The sequence below is a fragment of the Kitasatospora sp. Xyl93 genome (assembly GCF_055383135.1).
Genome location: NZ_AP029185.1, coordinates 7,483,177 through 7,498,769 on the forward strand (window position 1 = coordinate 7,483,177; position 15,593 = coordinate 7,498,769).

8 protein-coding genes are annotated in these 15,593 nt (G+C 75.6%); 7 read left to right on the forward strand and 1 reads right to left on the reverse strand.

From position 1 onward, the window contains the following. The first annotated feature begins 246 nt into the window (after nt 1-246). The 7 genes from eccCa to ACZ5GH_RS32500 all read left to right on the forward strand — a co-directional run bounded on the left by eccCa (nt 247) and on the right by ACZ5GH_RS32500 (nt 14,949). Nucleotides 247-4,209 carry a type VII secretion protein EccCa gene (gene eccCa, locus ACZ5GH_RS32470; protein WP_464336060.1) on the forward strand — a complete coding sequence of 1,321 codons (3,963 nt, stop codon included), beginning with the start codon at nt 247-249 and terminating at the stop codon, nt 4,207-4,209. Beyond that, nucleotides 4,209-6,629 (forward strand): hypothetical protein, encoded by a 2,421-nt coding sequence (locus tag ACZ5GH_RS32475; protein WP_464336061.1) that lies wholly within the window; start codon nt 4,209-4,211, stop codon nt 6,627-6,629. Before eccCa ends, ACZ5GH_RS32475 begins: the two co-directional genes overlap by 1 nt. 223 nt (nt 6,630-6,852) lie before the next feature. After that, nucleotides 6,853-7,932 carry a PLL family lectin gene (locus ACZ5GH_RS32480; RefSeq protein WP_464336062.1) on the forward strand — a complete coding sequence of 360 codons (1,080 nt, stop codon included), beginning with the start codon at nt 6,853-6,855 and terminating at the stop codon, nt 7,930-7,932. A gap of 172 nt (nt 7,933-8,104) precedes the next feature. Continuing rightward, nucleotides 8,105-8,542, forward strand: a complete 438-nt coding sequence (locus ACZ5GH_RS32485; RefSeq protein WP_464336063.1) for a hypothetical protein — start codon at nt 8,105-8,107, stop codon at nt 8,540-8,542. 79 nt (nt 8,543-8,621) lie between these two features. Next, nucleotides 8,622-10,106, forward strand: coding sequence for a hypothetical protein (locus ACZ5GH_RS32490; RefSeq protein ID WP_464336064.1), 1,485 nt, complete (start codon nt 8,622-8,624; stop codon nt 10,104-10,106). Between the two features lie 134 nt (nt 10,107-10,240). Then, the gene (locus ACZ5GH_RS32495) at nt 10,241-13,606 is read left to right on the forward strand and encodes a right-handed parallel beta-helix repeat-containing protein (protein WP_387753751.1); all 3,366 of its coding nucleotides are present in this window, start codon (nt 10,241-10,243) and stop codon (nt 13,604-13,606) included. Beyond that, nucleotides 13,603-14,949: a S8 family serine peptidase gene (locus ACZ5GH_RS32500; protein WP_387753749.1), complete on the forward strand. Its 1,347-nt coding sequence runs from the start codon at nt 13,603-13,605 to the stop codon at nt 14,947-14,949. Before ACZ5GH_RS32495 ends, ACZ5GH_RS32500 begins: the two co-directional genes overlap by 4 nt. 112 nt (nt 14,950-15,061) lie before the next feature. Here the strand turns inward: ACZ5GH_RS32500 and ACZ5GH_RS32505 are convergent, their stop codons facing one another. Continuing rightward, nucleotides 15,062-15,568 carry an ArsR/SmtB family transcription factor gene (locus ACZ5GH_RS32505; protein WP_387753747.1) on the reverse strand — a complete coding sequence of 169 codons (507 nt, stop codon included), beginning with the start codon at nt 15,566-15,568 and terminating at the stop codon, nt 15,062-15,064. Nucleotides 15,569-15,593 lie beyond the last annotated feature (25 nt).

Consider the following 15,593-nt stretch of genomic DNA (forward strand, 5'->3'; position numbering starts at 1 on the left):
TCGGCACAGTCCTGCCACGACACTGCTGCTCACGCCGGTCCTCCGGTTCGGTGGGGTGGTGCTTTCTCCGCCCGGATGAACGGCCTGCCCGGCGCGCCGCGTTCAACCGCCGACGTGAACCCGGGGACCGGCGCTGTCCGTGGGTGTGAACGGGACGGGCGCCGCGGTGGGGAGCCGCAGGTGCGGCGCCCGTCCTCCCCGAGCAGCCCGGGACGGTGAGCAGCCCGTCCCAGTGAGGAGCCCTGTGTGAGCGTGGAGCTGATCAACCGGACGCCCCGGCGTCCGGGGCCCGAGATGCCGGACGGCGAGATCCAGCTCCAGGAGCCGCCCGGCCTGCCGGAGAAGCAGAGCGGCATGGCCAGCGTGATCGCCATGGCCCCGATGGCACTCGGCTCGCTGTCGATGGTGTTCATGTTCCTGCACCCCGGCGGGGGCGACGGCCGCAGCGGGATGCTCAGCTACGTCGCGATGGGCATGATGGCGCTGTCCGCCGTCGGCATGCTGGTCACCCAGCTGATCCGCGGCTCCAGCGACCGCAAGCAGCAGCTGCGCGCCGAGCGCCGCGACTACCTGCGCTACCTCTCCCAGATGCGCCGCCAGGTGCGCCGCTCGATCGACGCCCAGCGCAAGGCCCTGGCCTGGCGGCACCCGGAGCCGACCGAACTGGGCGCACTGGTCGGCACCACCCGGCTGTGGGAGCGGCGGGCCGCCCACCCCGACTTCAGCGACGTCCGGATCGCGCTCGGCGCCCAGCGCCTGGCCACCCCGCTCGCACCGCTGGCCACCAAGCCGGTGGAGGACCTGGAGCCGCTCTGCGCCCACGCGCTGCGCCGCTTCATCCACGCCTACGGCACCCTCGCCGACCAGCCGATGGCGATCCACCTGCGCGGCTTCGCCCACCTGCTGCTGCGCTCCGACGACCCCGAGGCCGCCCGCGCGCTGGTGCGGGCGGTGCTGGCCCAGCTCGCCGTGGTGCACGGCCCGGACGAGCTGCGGGTCGCCGTGGTCACCGACACCGAGCGGCGGGCCGCGTGGGAGTGGGCCAAGTGGCTGCCGCACGCCCTGCACCCCACCGACACCGACGGCGCGGGCCCGGTCCGGCTGGTCGCCGGAAGCCTCGGCGAGGTCGAGCAGCTGCTCGGCGAGGAGTTCACCGGCCGCCCCGGCTTCGAACCGGACGCCGTACCCGACCGGGACGAGCCGTTCACCGTCCTGGTCCTGGACGGCCCCGGCGCGCACACCGGCAGCCGCGCCGCACTGACCGGCTACCGCAACGCCGTCCTGATCGACCTCTCCGACTCCCTGGAGTGGCGCGCGGCCCGCACCACCCTGCGGCTGCGGATCGAGGAGGGCCGGCTCGCCATGGTCGGCTCCGACCGCAACCGCAAGGACGTCGTCACCGAGCTCGGCCGGCCCGACGCGCTCCCGCTGCCCGCGACGACCCGGCTGGCCGCCCGGCTCGCCCGCTACCGGATCGCCGACGGCGTCGACGCCGCCGAGCCGCTCGCCACCGACTTCGACCTCACCGCCCTGCTCGGCATCCCCGACCTGCACGCCCACGACGTCGAGGCGCTCTGGGCCCAGCGCGGCATCCCCCAGCGGCTGCGCGTGCCGCTCGGCCTCGGCCCGGACGGCCGGCCCGTCGATCTGGACCTCAAGGAGTCCGCCCAGGGCGGCATGGGCCCGCACGGCATGCTGATCGGCGCCACCGGCTCTGGCAAGTCCGAGCTGCTGCGCACCCTGGTGCTGGCGCTCGCCGTCACCCACTCCTCCGAGGTGCTCAACTTCGTCCTGGTCGACTTCAAGGGCGGCGCGACCTTCCTCGGCCTGGACACCCTGCCGCACACCTCCGCCGTGATCACCAACCTGGCCGACGAGGCCGCCCTGGTCGACCGGATGCGCGACGCCCTGCACGGCGAACTCGTCCGCCGCCAGGAGGTGCTGCGCGAGGCCGGCTACGCCTCGCTGCTGGACTACGAGACCGCGCGCGCCGCCGGCACCGCGCTGCGCCCGCTGCCCACGCTCTTCGTGGTGGTCGACGAGTTCTCCGAACTGCTGTCCGCGCACCGGGACTTCATGGAGCTCTTCGTGATGATCGGCCGGCTCGGCCGCTCCCTCGGGGTGCACCTGCTGCTCGCCTCGCAGCGCCTCGACGAGGGCCGGATGAGCGCACTGGAGTCCCACCTGTCCTACCGGATCGGCCTGCGGACCTTCTCCGCCATGGAGAGCCGCGGCGTGCTCGGCGTCCCGGACGCCTACCAGCTGCCCTCCCAACCCGGCAACGGCTTCCTGCGCAGCGACATCTCCACCCTCACCCGGTTCAAGGCCGCCTACGTCTCCGGCCCGTACCGCCCCAAGCGGCGCGCCGCCCAGCAGGCCGCCATCGCCGGGCAGGTCGTCGCGTACGGCACCGACTACGTGATGCCCCGGCAGCGGCCGGTGGCGGAGACCGAGACGGAGGAGGAGCCGACCTCGGCCGGCTCGCTGCTGGAGGTCGCGGCCGGCCGGCTGCGCGACGCAGGACCGCCCGCCCACCGGGTCTGGCTGCCGCCGCTGGACGTCCCGCCCACCCTCGACGAGCTGCTGCCGCCGCTCGTCCCGCACCCCGAGCGCGGCCTCACCACCGAGGACGAGGCCCGCCACGGCGCCCTCGGCCTGCCGGTCGGCGTGGTCGACCGCCCCTTCCACCAGCTGCGCGACCTGCTCACCGCCGACCTCTCCGGCGCCGGCGGCCACATCGGCATCGCCGGCGCCCCGCAGAGCGGCAAGAGCACCCTGCTGCGCACCCTGATCACCGGCCTGGCGCTCACCCACACCCCGCGCGAAGTCCAGTTCTACTGCCTGGACTTCGGCGGCGGCACGCTGTCCGCGCTGCGCGGCCTGCCGCACGTCGGCGGGGTCACCGGCCGGCACGACGGCGAGCGGGTGCTGCGCACGGTGGCCGAGGTCAACGGGATCATCTCCCGCCGGGAGCAGTACTTCGCCGAGCTGGGCATCGACTCCGTCGCGGCCTTCCGCCGCCGCCGGGCCGCGGGCGGACTGCCCGACGAGGCGCACGGCGACGTCTTCCTGGTGATCGACGGCTGGAACACCCTGCGCCAGGAGTTCAACGACCTCGTCCAGTTGCTCACCCTGATCTCCCAGCGCGGCCTCAACTACGGCGTCCACCTGGTCATCGCCACCACCCGCTGGGGCGAGGTCAGCAGCGGTCTGCGCGACCAGCTCCAGACCCGCTTCGAGCTGCGCCTCGGCGACTCCGTCGACTCCGTGATCAACATGCGGGCCGCCGCCAAGGTGCCCAAGCTGCCCGGCCGCGGCCTCACCGACGAGCAGCTGCACTTCCTCACCGCACTGCCCCGGATCGACGGCTCCGGGCGCACCGACGACCTCGGCGAGGGTGTCGCCGACCTGGTCGACGCGGTCGCCGCGCACTGGACCGGGCCGCGCGCCCCCGAGGTCCGGATGCTCCCGCTCACCCTGGACGCGGCCCGGCTGCCCGCCCCCGAGGGCCGGCTGCGGGTGCCGATCGGCCTGGAGGAGACCGAGGTCTCGCCGCTCTGGCACGACTTCGAGGAGAACCCGCACCTGCTGGTCGTCGGCGACAGCGAAGCCGGCAAGACCAACCTGCTGCGGCTGATGATCAAGGCCATCACCACCGCCTACACCCCGGCCGAGGCGAGGATCATGCTCGTCGACTACCGGCGCGGCCTGTACGACGCGGTTCCGGAGGAGTACCGGCTCGGCTACGCGGTGGCCGTCGACAAGCTCCGCCAGATCGTGGACGGCGCGTCCCGGGCGATGAAGAACCGCATCCCGCCCGCCGATATCACCCCCGCCCGGCTCCGGCTGCGCGACTGGTGGACCGGCCCCGAGCTCTTCGTCCTCGTCGACGACTACGACCTGGTCGGCTCCAGCAGCGGTGCCCACCCCTTCGCAGCCCTGCTGGAGGACCTCTCCCAGGGCGCCGAGATCGGCCTCCACCTGGTCGTCGCCCGCGGCGCCAACGGCATCGGCCGGTCGCTCGGCGACCCGCTGATCCGCAAGCTCCAGGAGGTCAACTCGCCCACCCTGCTGATGTCCTGCCCGCCGTCCGAGGGCTACCTGTTCGGCAACCTCAAGCCCCGCCAGTACCCGGCCGGCCGCGGCCTGTACATCACGCGGCGGCGGTCCGTGCTGGTGCAGACCGGGCAGCTGGCGGAGGAGGAGTGATGGGCACCACGACCCTGCGGGCGCTCGGCCCGCACTACGTGATCGCCCCGCCCGGCGCGGAGGCGGACGGACTGGCCGAGGCGCTGGCGCCGGTGCGGGCGGAGCCGCGGGCGCTGCTGCTGCTCGCCGCCGCCGCGGACGCGGCGCCCGTCCTGCTCGGCTCGCTGGACGAACTCGCCCGAGCGGCGCGTGAGCGGGACGCCGAGGTGCTGGTGCTGGCCGCCTCCGGGCTGGCGGCGGTCGGCCCGGACGGCCGGCGGCCCGCCGAACTGCTCGCCCGGCGCGCCGGGTTGACGGTCGTCGCGCCGGACACCGTGGTCAGCGTCGAGGCGGACGGCACCCTGCCCGCCGTGGACGGGACGTGGTGGCGCTGCCGTCCCGGCGGGGGAGCGGAGCCGCTCGGCGGCCGCTGGCCCGCCGCCGCGACCGTCACCCCGCTGGCCGACGGGGCGTACTGGGTGACCGAGGCGGCGGTCGGGCCGGTCCGGCCCGCCGTGCTGGACCGGGCCGTCGCGCCGGCGGACGGACTGCTGCTGGTTATCGGCGAGCCGGCCGGGCCGCTGCCCAGTGGAGCCCAACTTGCCGACGCGGCTTCGCTGTTGCAGGAGAAGGCCGGGCGGGGGGAGCGCCTCGTGCTGAGCGCGCCGTGGGCCGCTCCGGTCGAACTCATCGAACTGGCGGCGGTGCTGGCGGCCTCGCTCGGCCAGGAGGTGCGGGCCGCGGTCGGCGTGCCGGTCGGCACGGCGGGGGCGTCCGGGTTCGGCGCGCGGCACGTCCACCCGACGGCGGACGGCGGCGAGGGCTGGGAGCCGTACCTCACCGAGCTGGCCGCCCGCCCGCGCGAGCGCACCGTCACCGCCGTCGGCTGGCGCACTCGCCCCGACCTGCCCGCCGCCCCCGGGGCGGCGCGCTACCCGGCTTTCCCCGGCTGGGAGTTGGAGGCGGTGGCGGCCGGCCTGTGGCTGCGCCCGGCCGCCACCCCGGACCGCGGGCCCCGGCTGCGCCGACCGGACCCGGCGCAGCCGGTGCTGGTCGTGGGCACGCCGGGGCGGCCGGTTCCGGAGACGGTCTGGGACCACCTCGGTGCGGTGCTGGGCTCGCTGCCGCCCGGGCCGGTACGGCTCGCGCTCTCGGTGGCGGGGGCGCTGGACGTGGGGTCGGCGGCGGTGGGGCGGTTCTGCGCGCGGCTGTACGGGCTGGACTGGGTCGGGGCGGAGGCGGGGGGCGAGGTTGCGTCGGTGGCCGAGGCTGTGGTGGGGCCGGAGGCGGTGGTGGTTTCCGAGTCCGAGCCCGAGCCGATGGTCGTACCCGAGCCCGTACGCGAGCCCGAGGCTGAGCCGGTGGCGGCTCCGGAGGCCGAGCCCGAGCCCGAACCCGTGACGGTTCCGGAGCCCGCCGCGATGGTGGCGACGTCGGGCGGTGCGTTCGTGGCGGAGACTCCACGGGAGGTCGACGAAGGGCCAATGTTGGCCCCTGAGGCCGTTCCGGAGGAGCCCGCGGCTGAGGAGCCGGTCAACGAGCCCGACCCGGTTCCTGAACCTGAGCCCGAGCCCGAGCCGGTACCCGCGGCCGAGCCCGAGCCTGCGCCGGTCCCCGAGCCCATGGTGCCCGCCGTCACGCCCCCGCCGCCGCCCCCGTCCCCGCCCCCGTCCCCGTCCCCGTCCCCGGCACCGCCGGTGCCCTCCACGCCCTCCACCCCCGCCGCGGACGGCGCGGCCCTGGCCGCCCAGCTCGGCCCCGCCTACCAGCGCCTGGCGCGGCGGGCCGAGGACGTCGCCACCCGGCTGCCCGCCCTGCGCGCCCGGGCGGAGGACGGTGAGCAGGGCGCCGAACTGGTCGCCGTCCTGCTGCAGCACGGTGATCCCGGCCCGCTGGCCCCGCGGGCCGAGCTGCTCGCGGCGGCCCGGTCCGGCGCGCCCGGCCCCTACGGTCCGTACCTGCGCTGCCTGGCCGCCGGGCTGCGGCGGCTGCCCAGCCACTACGGCGGCGTGCTGGTCGCCGGCCCGGCGCGGGCCTGCGACCTCGCCGCGTACGCCCCGGGCACGGTGCTGACCGAGCCGGCCCCGGTGACCGGCCTGGCGGCGCCCGGGGTGGACCTGGGGGAGGACGTCGGGATCGAGTTCGCCATCTGGTCCGTCGGCGGCCGCCGCAGCTCGGCCTTCGGCGAGCCGGGCGACCAGCCGACGGTGATCTTCGCCCCGGGCACGGCGTTCGAGGTGGTCGAGGTCGAGCCGGCGGACCCGGACGAGGGCCGCCCGCCCCGGGTGCTGCTCCATGAGATCGGCGGCGTCCGCCCGGGCCCCGACCGGCTGCGCACCTGGCTCGCCCGCCGCGACGCCGTCGCCCCCGCCGACCGCGTCCGCCCCGCCGACCCCTCCCGCTACGCCCTCGCCCTCGGCGCCGACTCCGGCACCGGGTGACCGTCGGGACGACGGATCCCGACGCCTCGTCGGTCGGTGCGCGCGCCGCGGCGAGGAGGCGGCGCGGCCCGGTGCGCTGGGGGGCATCCGCCAGTGCGCGCACTGGCAACCACCGTGACCACGACGGACGAGACTCCTCACGCGAACGCTCCGTACGGAACGTCGAACGCCACGTACGGAACGTCGGACGTCGTAGGTAAACGGCAGGGAGGTCGTTGTGTCCTTGGTTCGTCAGCGTATGGTCCGCGGTTGGCGCGCGGTGCTGGCCGCGTTCGCCGGGGTGGTGCTGGTCCTGGCCGGCACGCCCGGTCCGGCGCAGGCCGCGGAGACGGAGTGGATCAGTCTCGACGGAAACCAGTCACGGGTGCTGTCGGCGGTGTACTCGGTGACGATCGGCGGTGCCACGTACGACGTCGCCCGGGGCACGGACAACAACATCTGGTTCCGCTACAACGGCGGGAGCTGGCACCCGCTCGGCGGGAACAACGCGTCCCGGACCACGTCGCCGCCGCGCATCGTCGAGTACCCGCCGGGGCGCGCGATGGTCGTCATCCGGGGCACGGACGGGGAGATCTGGTACAGCCAGGCGAACAGCGGGTCCCTGAACTCCTGGACGGACTGGGTGCGGCTCCCGGCCGGTGCCAACGCGATCGGCAGCCCGATCCTCACCATCAGCTCGGCCACCCGGGACCTCATGATCGAGGCACCGAACTCCTACCGGCGCATCAACACCACGTTCCTGCGGAACTACAACGGAACGCTGACGTCCAGCGGCTGGCGGGTGGACTCGCACGCGCTCCTCGGCACCAACGCCACGGACATCGAGGGTGACAGCCAGATCGCCGTCTACGGCACCCATTACTACGAATCGGTGCTGCGCAGCTTCTTCACGGGAACCGACCACCGGGTGTGGCGCGAGACGACGAATCCCACGACCGGCGCGGTCCGGGACCTGTCCGAGGTGAACGGTGGTGCCGAGTGCGCCAGCGGCGTGGGGGCGGCGCGGCTCGGGAACCAGACCACCGTGGTCGGCCCCGGTCAGCCGGGCTACGCCGAGCAGCAGCGCGTCATGATCTCCTGCATCGGGAACGACGGGTACGTGTGGGAGAGCACCTCGAACGACGGCGGCAACACCTTCGACGGCTGGCGCCGCCCGGCCGGTGCGCTCGCCCCGTCGAACTCGACACCGGCGGTGTTCCCGACGCCCCTGGGGTACCTCTCGTGGACGATCACGATCAGGTGGAACGGCGCCAGGAGCAGCCTGTTCCCCGACAACGCGGCGGTCTCGAAGCGCATCTGGTAGCTCTGCCGGAAGTCCCGCGCGAAGCACGGCCGGAAGTCCCGTGCTTCGCGCCGTGCGGTGGATCCTCCCGGCGACCGCCGACGGGTGGCACCCGGGTGTTCCGGTGAACCGCGGGGAGGTGGTCGTCCGTCGGAGGGAGCGTAGGGATGTGGCCGGCGGGAGGAGTACGGGGATGGGCGAGACGGTGCGGGGCGGGTTCCGGCTCGCGGCGGTGTTCGACGCGGTGGATCCGGTGACCGGGCCCGGGTTCGCGCCGGACCGGCCGCGACTGGCGGTCGGTCCGGAGCGCGAGTCCGTCGCCCGGTACCTGCGGGCCGGGGCGGCGGTGTTGCTGACGCCGATGCTGATGGACGACGTGGTCGACCCGGGCCGGCGCGGTGTCGTGCCGATGGGTTTCCGCACCGACGGCCGGTGGGTCTGGACCGACACCGTCACGTACTACCTGGAGGAGTACGGGCTGGCGCCCGACCCGGAGCTGCTCGCGCACGTGCGCGAGCAGGGGGACGGGCCGTGGGCGGAGCCGTCGGCGGAGCTGCTGGAGCAGGCCGTGTCCTTCGTGCTGACCCCGCCGGAGGCGGCCGAGGGGCCGGTCTGGACGGTCGGGTCCTGAACCGCCTCGACGCGGCTGAACCGGTTCGGGCACGCCGTCCGTACCTCCCCACAGGAGTGTCGTCGAACGCAGGGGATGCATGGTGGGCGAGGAGCAGCGCGGCGAGCCGGAGCGGAGGTCGGGCGGCTTCCGGCTCCCGGCGGTGAACTGGGCGTTGGCGGCCGAGGCGGCGCCCGAGGAGGAGTCCGCGAGCGCCGCGACCGCGGTGCTGCCCGCGCCGCCGGCCGCCGGGGCGGGCTCCGGGGCCACGGGCGGCGCGACGACGGGTTCGCGGACCGCGCCGCGGCCCGAGGCCGGGCCGGAGACCGAGTCCGAGTCCGAGTCCGAGTCCGAGTCCGGGGCGAAGCCGGAGGCCGGGGCCGGGATCGGCCCGGCGACCGTCCCGTCCCCCGCCGCGAACCGGGCCGCCTCGGCCCCCGCTGGGCCCGAGGCGGTGGCGCTCGCCGCCGCCGCGGCCGCCGAGCCCGGCGGTGAGGGCGCCGCGGACCCGGGGCCGCGTCCGGGCAAGGTCTCCCGTCCGATGATCGCCGCGGCCGTCGCCGTCGGCCTGGTGCTGGTCGGCGCCTCCGTGGTGGTGACCCAGCTCGGCGGCAACGACCCCAAGCACGGGCCCGCGCAGGCCGACGTCCCGCCCGGTTACGGGCAGGGCGGCGACGGCGGCAGCGGCTACGTCCCCGGATTCGACGCGCACGGCGGCAGCATCGATCCGGTGAACCCCACGCCCGACGGTCAGCCGGGCGCGGTGGTCCCGCCGGTCGACGGTTCCAGTTCACCGCCTCCGGGCGACCAGCCGGCCGCGGCCCCGAACGGGACCGGCGGCGCGGGCGCCGTCGTCCGGCCCGGTGGCGTGGCCGCCCCCGGCGGCGCGGCCAACCCCGGTGGCGGCGGTTCCGCCGGCGGGACGGACCGCTCCCAGGGCGGATCGGGCTCCGCCTCGGGCGGTTCGGGCGGCTCCGCCGCGAACCCGGCCCCGAACCAACCGGCCCCGAACCAGCCGGCGCCCCAGCAGCCCGCGCCGAACCAGCCGGCGCCCCAGCAGCCCGCGCCCCCCGCCGCCAAGCCGCCCGCACCGGTCACCGTGATCGCGGGTCCGTACTGCAAGTCCGGCGGCCAGTACAAGGCCAACGGCTGGTACGACCAGGGCAGCAGCGGCTGGAACACCAACTCCGGCGGCTACGGCGGTGACGGCTGCACCGGCAACTACGTCTCGATGCCGATGTCCGGGGACGCCAACAAGGACGACAGCGGCAACTCGGTGGTCTGGACCTTCACCGTGGACAAGGTCACCAGCTGCACCCTGTCCGTCTACATCCCGGCCAGCGGCGACGTGAAGCAGGTCGGCGGCAGCCCGAGCACCTACACGGTGCAGAGCGGCGGCGGCCAGGTCGGCGCGTTCTCCATCAACCAGACCGGCAGCAGGGGCAGTTGGGTGAACCAGGGGCCGTTCACCTACCGCGGCCCGATCTCCCTGACGCTGCACAGCCGCGGCCTGGACTGGTCGGGCAGCACCAAGACCTACGCCCACCACGCCGCCGCCGCGGTCCGCGCCACCTGCACGGCCTGACCCCGGCCCCGGCGCCCGGACCCGCCGGGCCAACCGAACCGACCGAACCGAACCACCGAACCGACCGACCCGAACCACCGAACCCCACCGAACCACCGAACCACAACGCCCCACGACGAAGGGAACCCCAGGCAATGTCGCGCCCGGTGCTGACGGTCTGCGCGGAGCAGCGGGAGCCTGGCTCCTACCGCACGATCGGCGAAGCCCTCCAGGCGGCCCGCAGCGGCGCGGTGATCTCGGTCCGCCCCGGCCGGTACGACGAGAACCTGGTGCTCACCAAGGTGGTGAGCATCACCGCCGAGGACGTCCGGGGCAGCGTGCGGATCAGTCCGCGGCGCGGTTCGGTGGTCCAGGTGCTCACCGAGGCCGTCCAGCTCACCGGCCTGGTGCTCCAGGGGCAGGACGACGACCTGCCCGCCGTGGACGTCCCGCGCGGCCAACTCGCCATGCAGGACTGCGAGGTGATCGGCAACGCGTGGACCGCCGTGCTCACCCGCCAGCAGGGCGAACTCGCCATGCGCGGCAGCCGGGTGACCAACCCGGCCGGCGCCGGGCTGGTCGAGACCTCCACCGGTGCCAGCGTGATCGAGGACAGCGTCATCGAACACCTCGGCACTTCGGCGGTGGTGATCGGCGAGCGGGCCAACCCGACCGTACGGCGCTGCGTGCTGCGCGACGCGCGCGGCAACGGCCTGTGCGCCAACGGCGAGTCCCGCGGCCTGGTCGAGGACTGCGAGATCTCCGCCACCGACAAGCCCGCCGTCGCCCTGGAGGAGCAGAGCACCACCCGCCTGCTGCGCACCGAGGTCCGGGACAGCGCGCTCGGCGTCTTCGTCGGCTCCACCGCCCGGGTCGTCCTGGAGGACTGCACCGTCACCGCCGTGCGCGGCCACGGCTACGTCCTCACCAACGGCACCGACCCGCTGCTGCGCCGCTGCCGGGCCGTCCGCCCGCAGGGCCACGGCCTGCACATCGCCGGCCGGGCCCGGGGCACCCTGGAGGACTGCGAGGTCACCGCCCCCGCCCAGGCCGGCATCCACGTCGGCGAGTCGGCCGGGCCCAGCCTGGTGCGGGCGGTGGTGCGCGACGCCGGGACCGACGGTGTCGAACTCACCGGGGAGAGCGCCGCCGAGTTCGACCGGCTGGAGGTCCGCGACGCGGCCGGCGTCGGCATCGTGGTGCGCGAGGGCGCCAACCCGCTGCTGCGCCGCAGCACCGTCACCGCCGCCGGCGGCCACGGGATCGAGGCGCTGCACGACGGGCGCGGCCGGCTGGAGGACGTCACCGTCATCGACGCCGGCCGGCACGGCGTGCGGATCGCCGACGGCGCCAACACCTACCTCGGCGGCAGCCTGGTGCGCGGCAGCGGATCCTGCGGGATCTCGGTCGGCCCCGAGGGCATCGCCACCCTGCGCGACGTCGAGTCCACCGACAACGCCCTCGACGGGGCGAGCGTCGAGGACGGCGGCGAACTGACCGCCACCCGCACCCGGCTGCGGACCAACCGGCGGCACGGGCTGCACCTGCTGCCCGGCGCCCGCGCCACCCTGACCTCCTGCCAGCTCGTCGACAACACCGTGGACGGGCTGCGCTCCGAGTCCACCGAGCCGGTCCGGCTCACCGACTGCGTGGCCGCCGAGAACCAGGGCGCCGGGCTGCGGCAGACCGAGCCGACCGAGCGCCTCGCGCTGGAGAACCTCGACAGCCGCGACAACCGCTCGCCGGACGCCCACGGCACCGCGGCCGTCGCCACCACCGAGCCCGGTGCCGTCCCCGCCGTCGACGGCGCGGACGCCGCGGCCGAGGGGGCCGCCGGGCCCGGCTCGGTCCCCGCCGAACCGCAGGGCCCGCAGGCCGTCCTGCAGACCCTGGTCGGCCTGAAGGGCGTCAAGGAGCAGGTCGCCACCCTGGTCAACCTCAACAAGCTGGCCCGCCGCCGGGAACAGGCCGGGCTGCCCGCCCTGCCGATGAGCCGGCACCTCGTCTTCGCCGGCCCGCCCGGCACCGGCAAGACCACCGTCGCCCGGCTCTACGGCGCGATCCTCGCCGAACTCGGCGTGCTGCGCAGCGGCCACCTGGTCGAGGTCGCCCGGGCCGACCTGGTCGCCTCGATCATCGGCGGGACGGCCCTGAAGACCACCGAGGTGGTCAAGGAGGCGCTCGGCGGGGTGCTGTTCATCGACGAGGCGTACACCCTGTCGGCGGGCTCCGGCGGCACCGGGCCGGACTTCGGCCGGGAGGCCATCGACACCCTGGTCAAGCTGATGGAGGACCATCGCGACGACCTGGTCGTGATCGTCGCCGGGTACGAGGCCGAGATCCGCGAGTTCCTGGCCTCCAACCCGGGCCTGGCCTCCCGGTTCAGCCGCACTGTCGAGTTCGCCAACTACAGCGACGACGAGCTCACCACGATCGTCGAGCACGCCGCCGGCGGCCACGGCTACGAACTCGCCGAGGGCACCCGCGAGGCACTCGCCGCGCACTTCGAGCGGATGCCCAAGGGCGCCGACTTCGGCAACGGCCGGGCCGCCCGCAAGGTGTTCGAGGAGATGGTCGACCGGCAGGCCTCCCGGCTCGCCGAGCTGGAGCACTTCGACAACGAGGCGCTCACCCGGCTGCTGCCCGCCGACGTCGGCGAGGAGGCCGCCGCGGCCGCCGCCGGCGAGGAACGGGCCGAGGAGCCCGGCCTGCTCGACCGGCTGCGCGCCATGGTCGGCCTCGCCGCCGCCAAGGAGCAGGTCGAGGACCTGGTCAACCTGACCAAGCAGACCAGGCGCCGGATCGAGGCCGGACTGCCCGCCGCCACCATCAGCCACCACCTGGTGTTCTCCGGCCCGCCCGGCACCGGCAAGACCACCGTCGCCCGGCTCTACGGCGAACTCCTCGCCGAACTCGACGTGCTGCCCTCCGGCCAGCTGATCGAGACCGCCCGGGCCGACCTGGTCGGCCGCTACATCGGCCACACCGCCCAGCTCACCCGGGACGCCTTCGAACGCGCCCGCGGCGGCGTGCTGTTCATCGACGAGGCGTACACCCTGACGCCCCGCAACGGCTCCGGCGGGGACTTCGGCCAGGAGGCCGTCGACACCCTGATGAAGCTGATGGAGGACCACCGCGACGAGGTCGTGGTGATCGTGGCCGGCTACCAGGAGGAGATGCGCGGCTTCCTCGCCTCCAACCCCGGCCTGGCCTCCCGGTTCTCCCGGGAGATCACCTTCGACCACTACGCGGACGAGGAACTCGTCACCATCGTCCGGGTGCAGGCCGAGACCGCCGGCTACACCTGCGCTCCGGAGACCCTGGCCGCACTCGGCACCCTGTTCGGCGCCGTCCCGCGCGACCGCTCCTTCGGCAACGGGCGGTTCGCCCGGCAGGTGCTGGAAGCGATGATCACCCGGCAGGCGGGCCGGCTGTCCCGGCTCGACGTGGCGGACCTCGACGAGCTCAGCCTGCTGCTGCCGCAGGACATCCCGGTCGAGCGGATCGGCAGCTTCGCATGAGGACGGCGGCCCGGGCCCGGGCGGTGGCCGGGCTGCCGACCGGTCGGCTGTCGGCTGGTCGGCTCCCGTCCGTCGGCCGTTCGGCCCTCCGGCTCCCGTCCGTCGGCCGTTCGGCCCTCCGGCTCACGGCCGTCGGGCTGCTGACCGCCGGGACGCTGGCCTCCGGGCTGGTCCCGGCGGGCACCGCCGCGGCCGACGCCCCCGACGCCCTGCCCGGCGTCAGCCAGCAGCGGCGCGACGCGAGCGGCCGGCCGGCCGGCTGCCTGCCGCCCTCCACCAAGGGCACCCAGCTCACCCCCTGGCCGCAGACCTTCCTGCGGCCCGAGCGGGTCTGGCCGCTCAGCCGCGGCGAGGGCGTCACCGTCGCCGTCCTCGGCTCCGGAGTCAAGGACGGCAGCGGCCTGCTGGCCGGCCGGCTCGACCTGGCCCCGCTGCCCGGCGGCCCCGACCCCGCCCAGGACTGCGTCGGCCACGGCACCTTCCTGGCCGGCCTGATCGCCGCCGACCAGCGCGAGGGAGCGGGCTTCGCCGGCCTGGCGCCGCGCGCCCGGATCCTCGCCGTCTCCGTCACCAACGACGCCGGGACCGCCTCGGCGGACCTGCTGGCCCAGGGCATCACCACCGCCGCCGACCGGGGCGCGCGGGTCATCGCGGTCGCCGTGGCGCTGCCCACCGGCACCGACGCCCTCGCCGCCGCGGTCCGTACGGCGCGCGCCAAGGGGGCGCTGGTCGTCGCGCCGGCCGCCCCCGACACCGCCCCGACCGACGCCTCCGGAACGGTCAAGCCCGGCCCGGCCTACCCCGCCGCCTACCCCGAGGTGCTCGCCGTCCGAGACCTCGCGCCCGGCGGCGCGCTCCCGGACGGCCCCTCGGCCGTCCCGGTCGGCGGCCGGATCGACCTCGCCGCCCCCGGCGACGCCGTCACCGGCCCCGGCCCGGCCCCCGGCGGCTACTACACCGGCGCCGGCCCCAGCTTCGCCACCGCCTTCGTGGCCGGCACCGCCGCCCTCGTCCTCGGCTACCGCCCCGACCTGACCGCCGACCAGCTGGCCCAGCGCCTGGAGACCACCGCCTACCGCAGCCCCGGCCCCCAGTACGGCCACGGCACCGTCGACCCGGTCGCCGCCGTCAGCCGCCTCGCCGCCCCCGCGGCCCCGGCCCCGCCCACCCCGGCGGCCGCCCCCACCATGCCGGCCGCCCCGCCCCCGAGCGACACCGGCACCCAGGCGAGCCTCATCGCCCTCTCCTCCGTCGCCGTCGTCGCCCTCGTCGCGGCGGCCGGCGCCGTCGCCCCCCGGGCCCGCGCCCGCGGCTGGCGCCCGGGCCGGGCGGAGGAGAGCTGACGGGGCGCCGCTCCCACGCCCGGCCCCGTCCGGCGCGGTGGCCCGCCCGCAGGTCGGCTCCGGGGCTCAGGGGCTCACCGGCCGTGCCGCGGGGCGGAGTTCGGCAGGCCGCCTACGCCCCTGCCTGCCGGTAGAGCGTCACCAGGACGCCGTGCACCGGCTCGCCGTCCGGATCCTCCTCCGTCTCGTCGACCAGTGCGGCCAGCGCCTCGGCGAGCCGCGCCGCCTTGGCCGGGCTGAGCCGGAGGTGGCGCAGCGACAGGAGGTGGTCGACGGGTGAGCGGTCCAACTCCTGGGCGACGGCGCCGAGCAGCGCGGCGGTGCCCTCGGCCTGCGGTTCGGCGACGAGGAGCCGCTCGGTGGTCCGCCGGTAGTACTTCTCGGTGCCGCCGCGCACCCGTCGTGTTCCCGCGTCCTGGACCAGTCCCGCCTCGCACAGCACCCTCAGGTGGTGGGAGACGCTGCCCTTGTTCACCCCCAGCTGGGCGGCGAGCCGACTGATCGTCGACGGACGGCCGCCCAGGGCGAACAGCAGGCGCTGGCGCAGGGGGTGGGCGAGTGCGGTGTGCTGCGGGGACGTGTCGATCCGCTGGACGGTCTCGTCTGGTCGGTGGCTCACCCGATCAAGCGTTAAGTACGTTTGA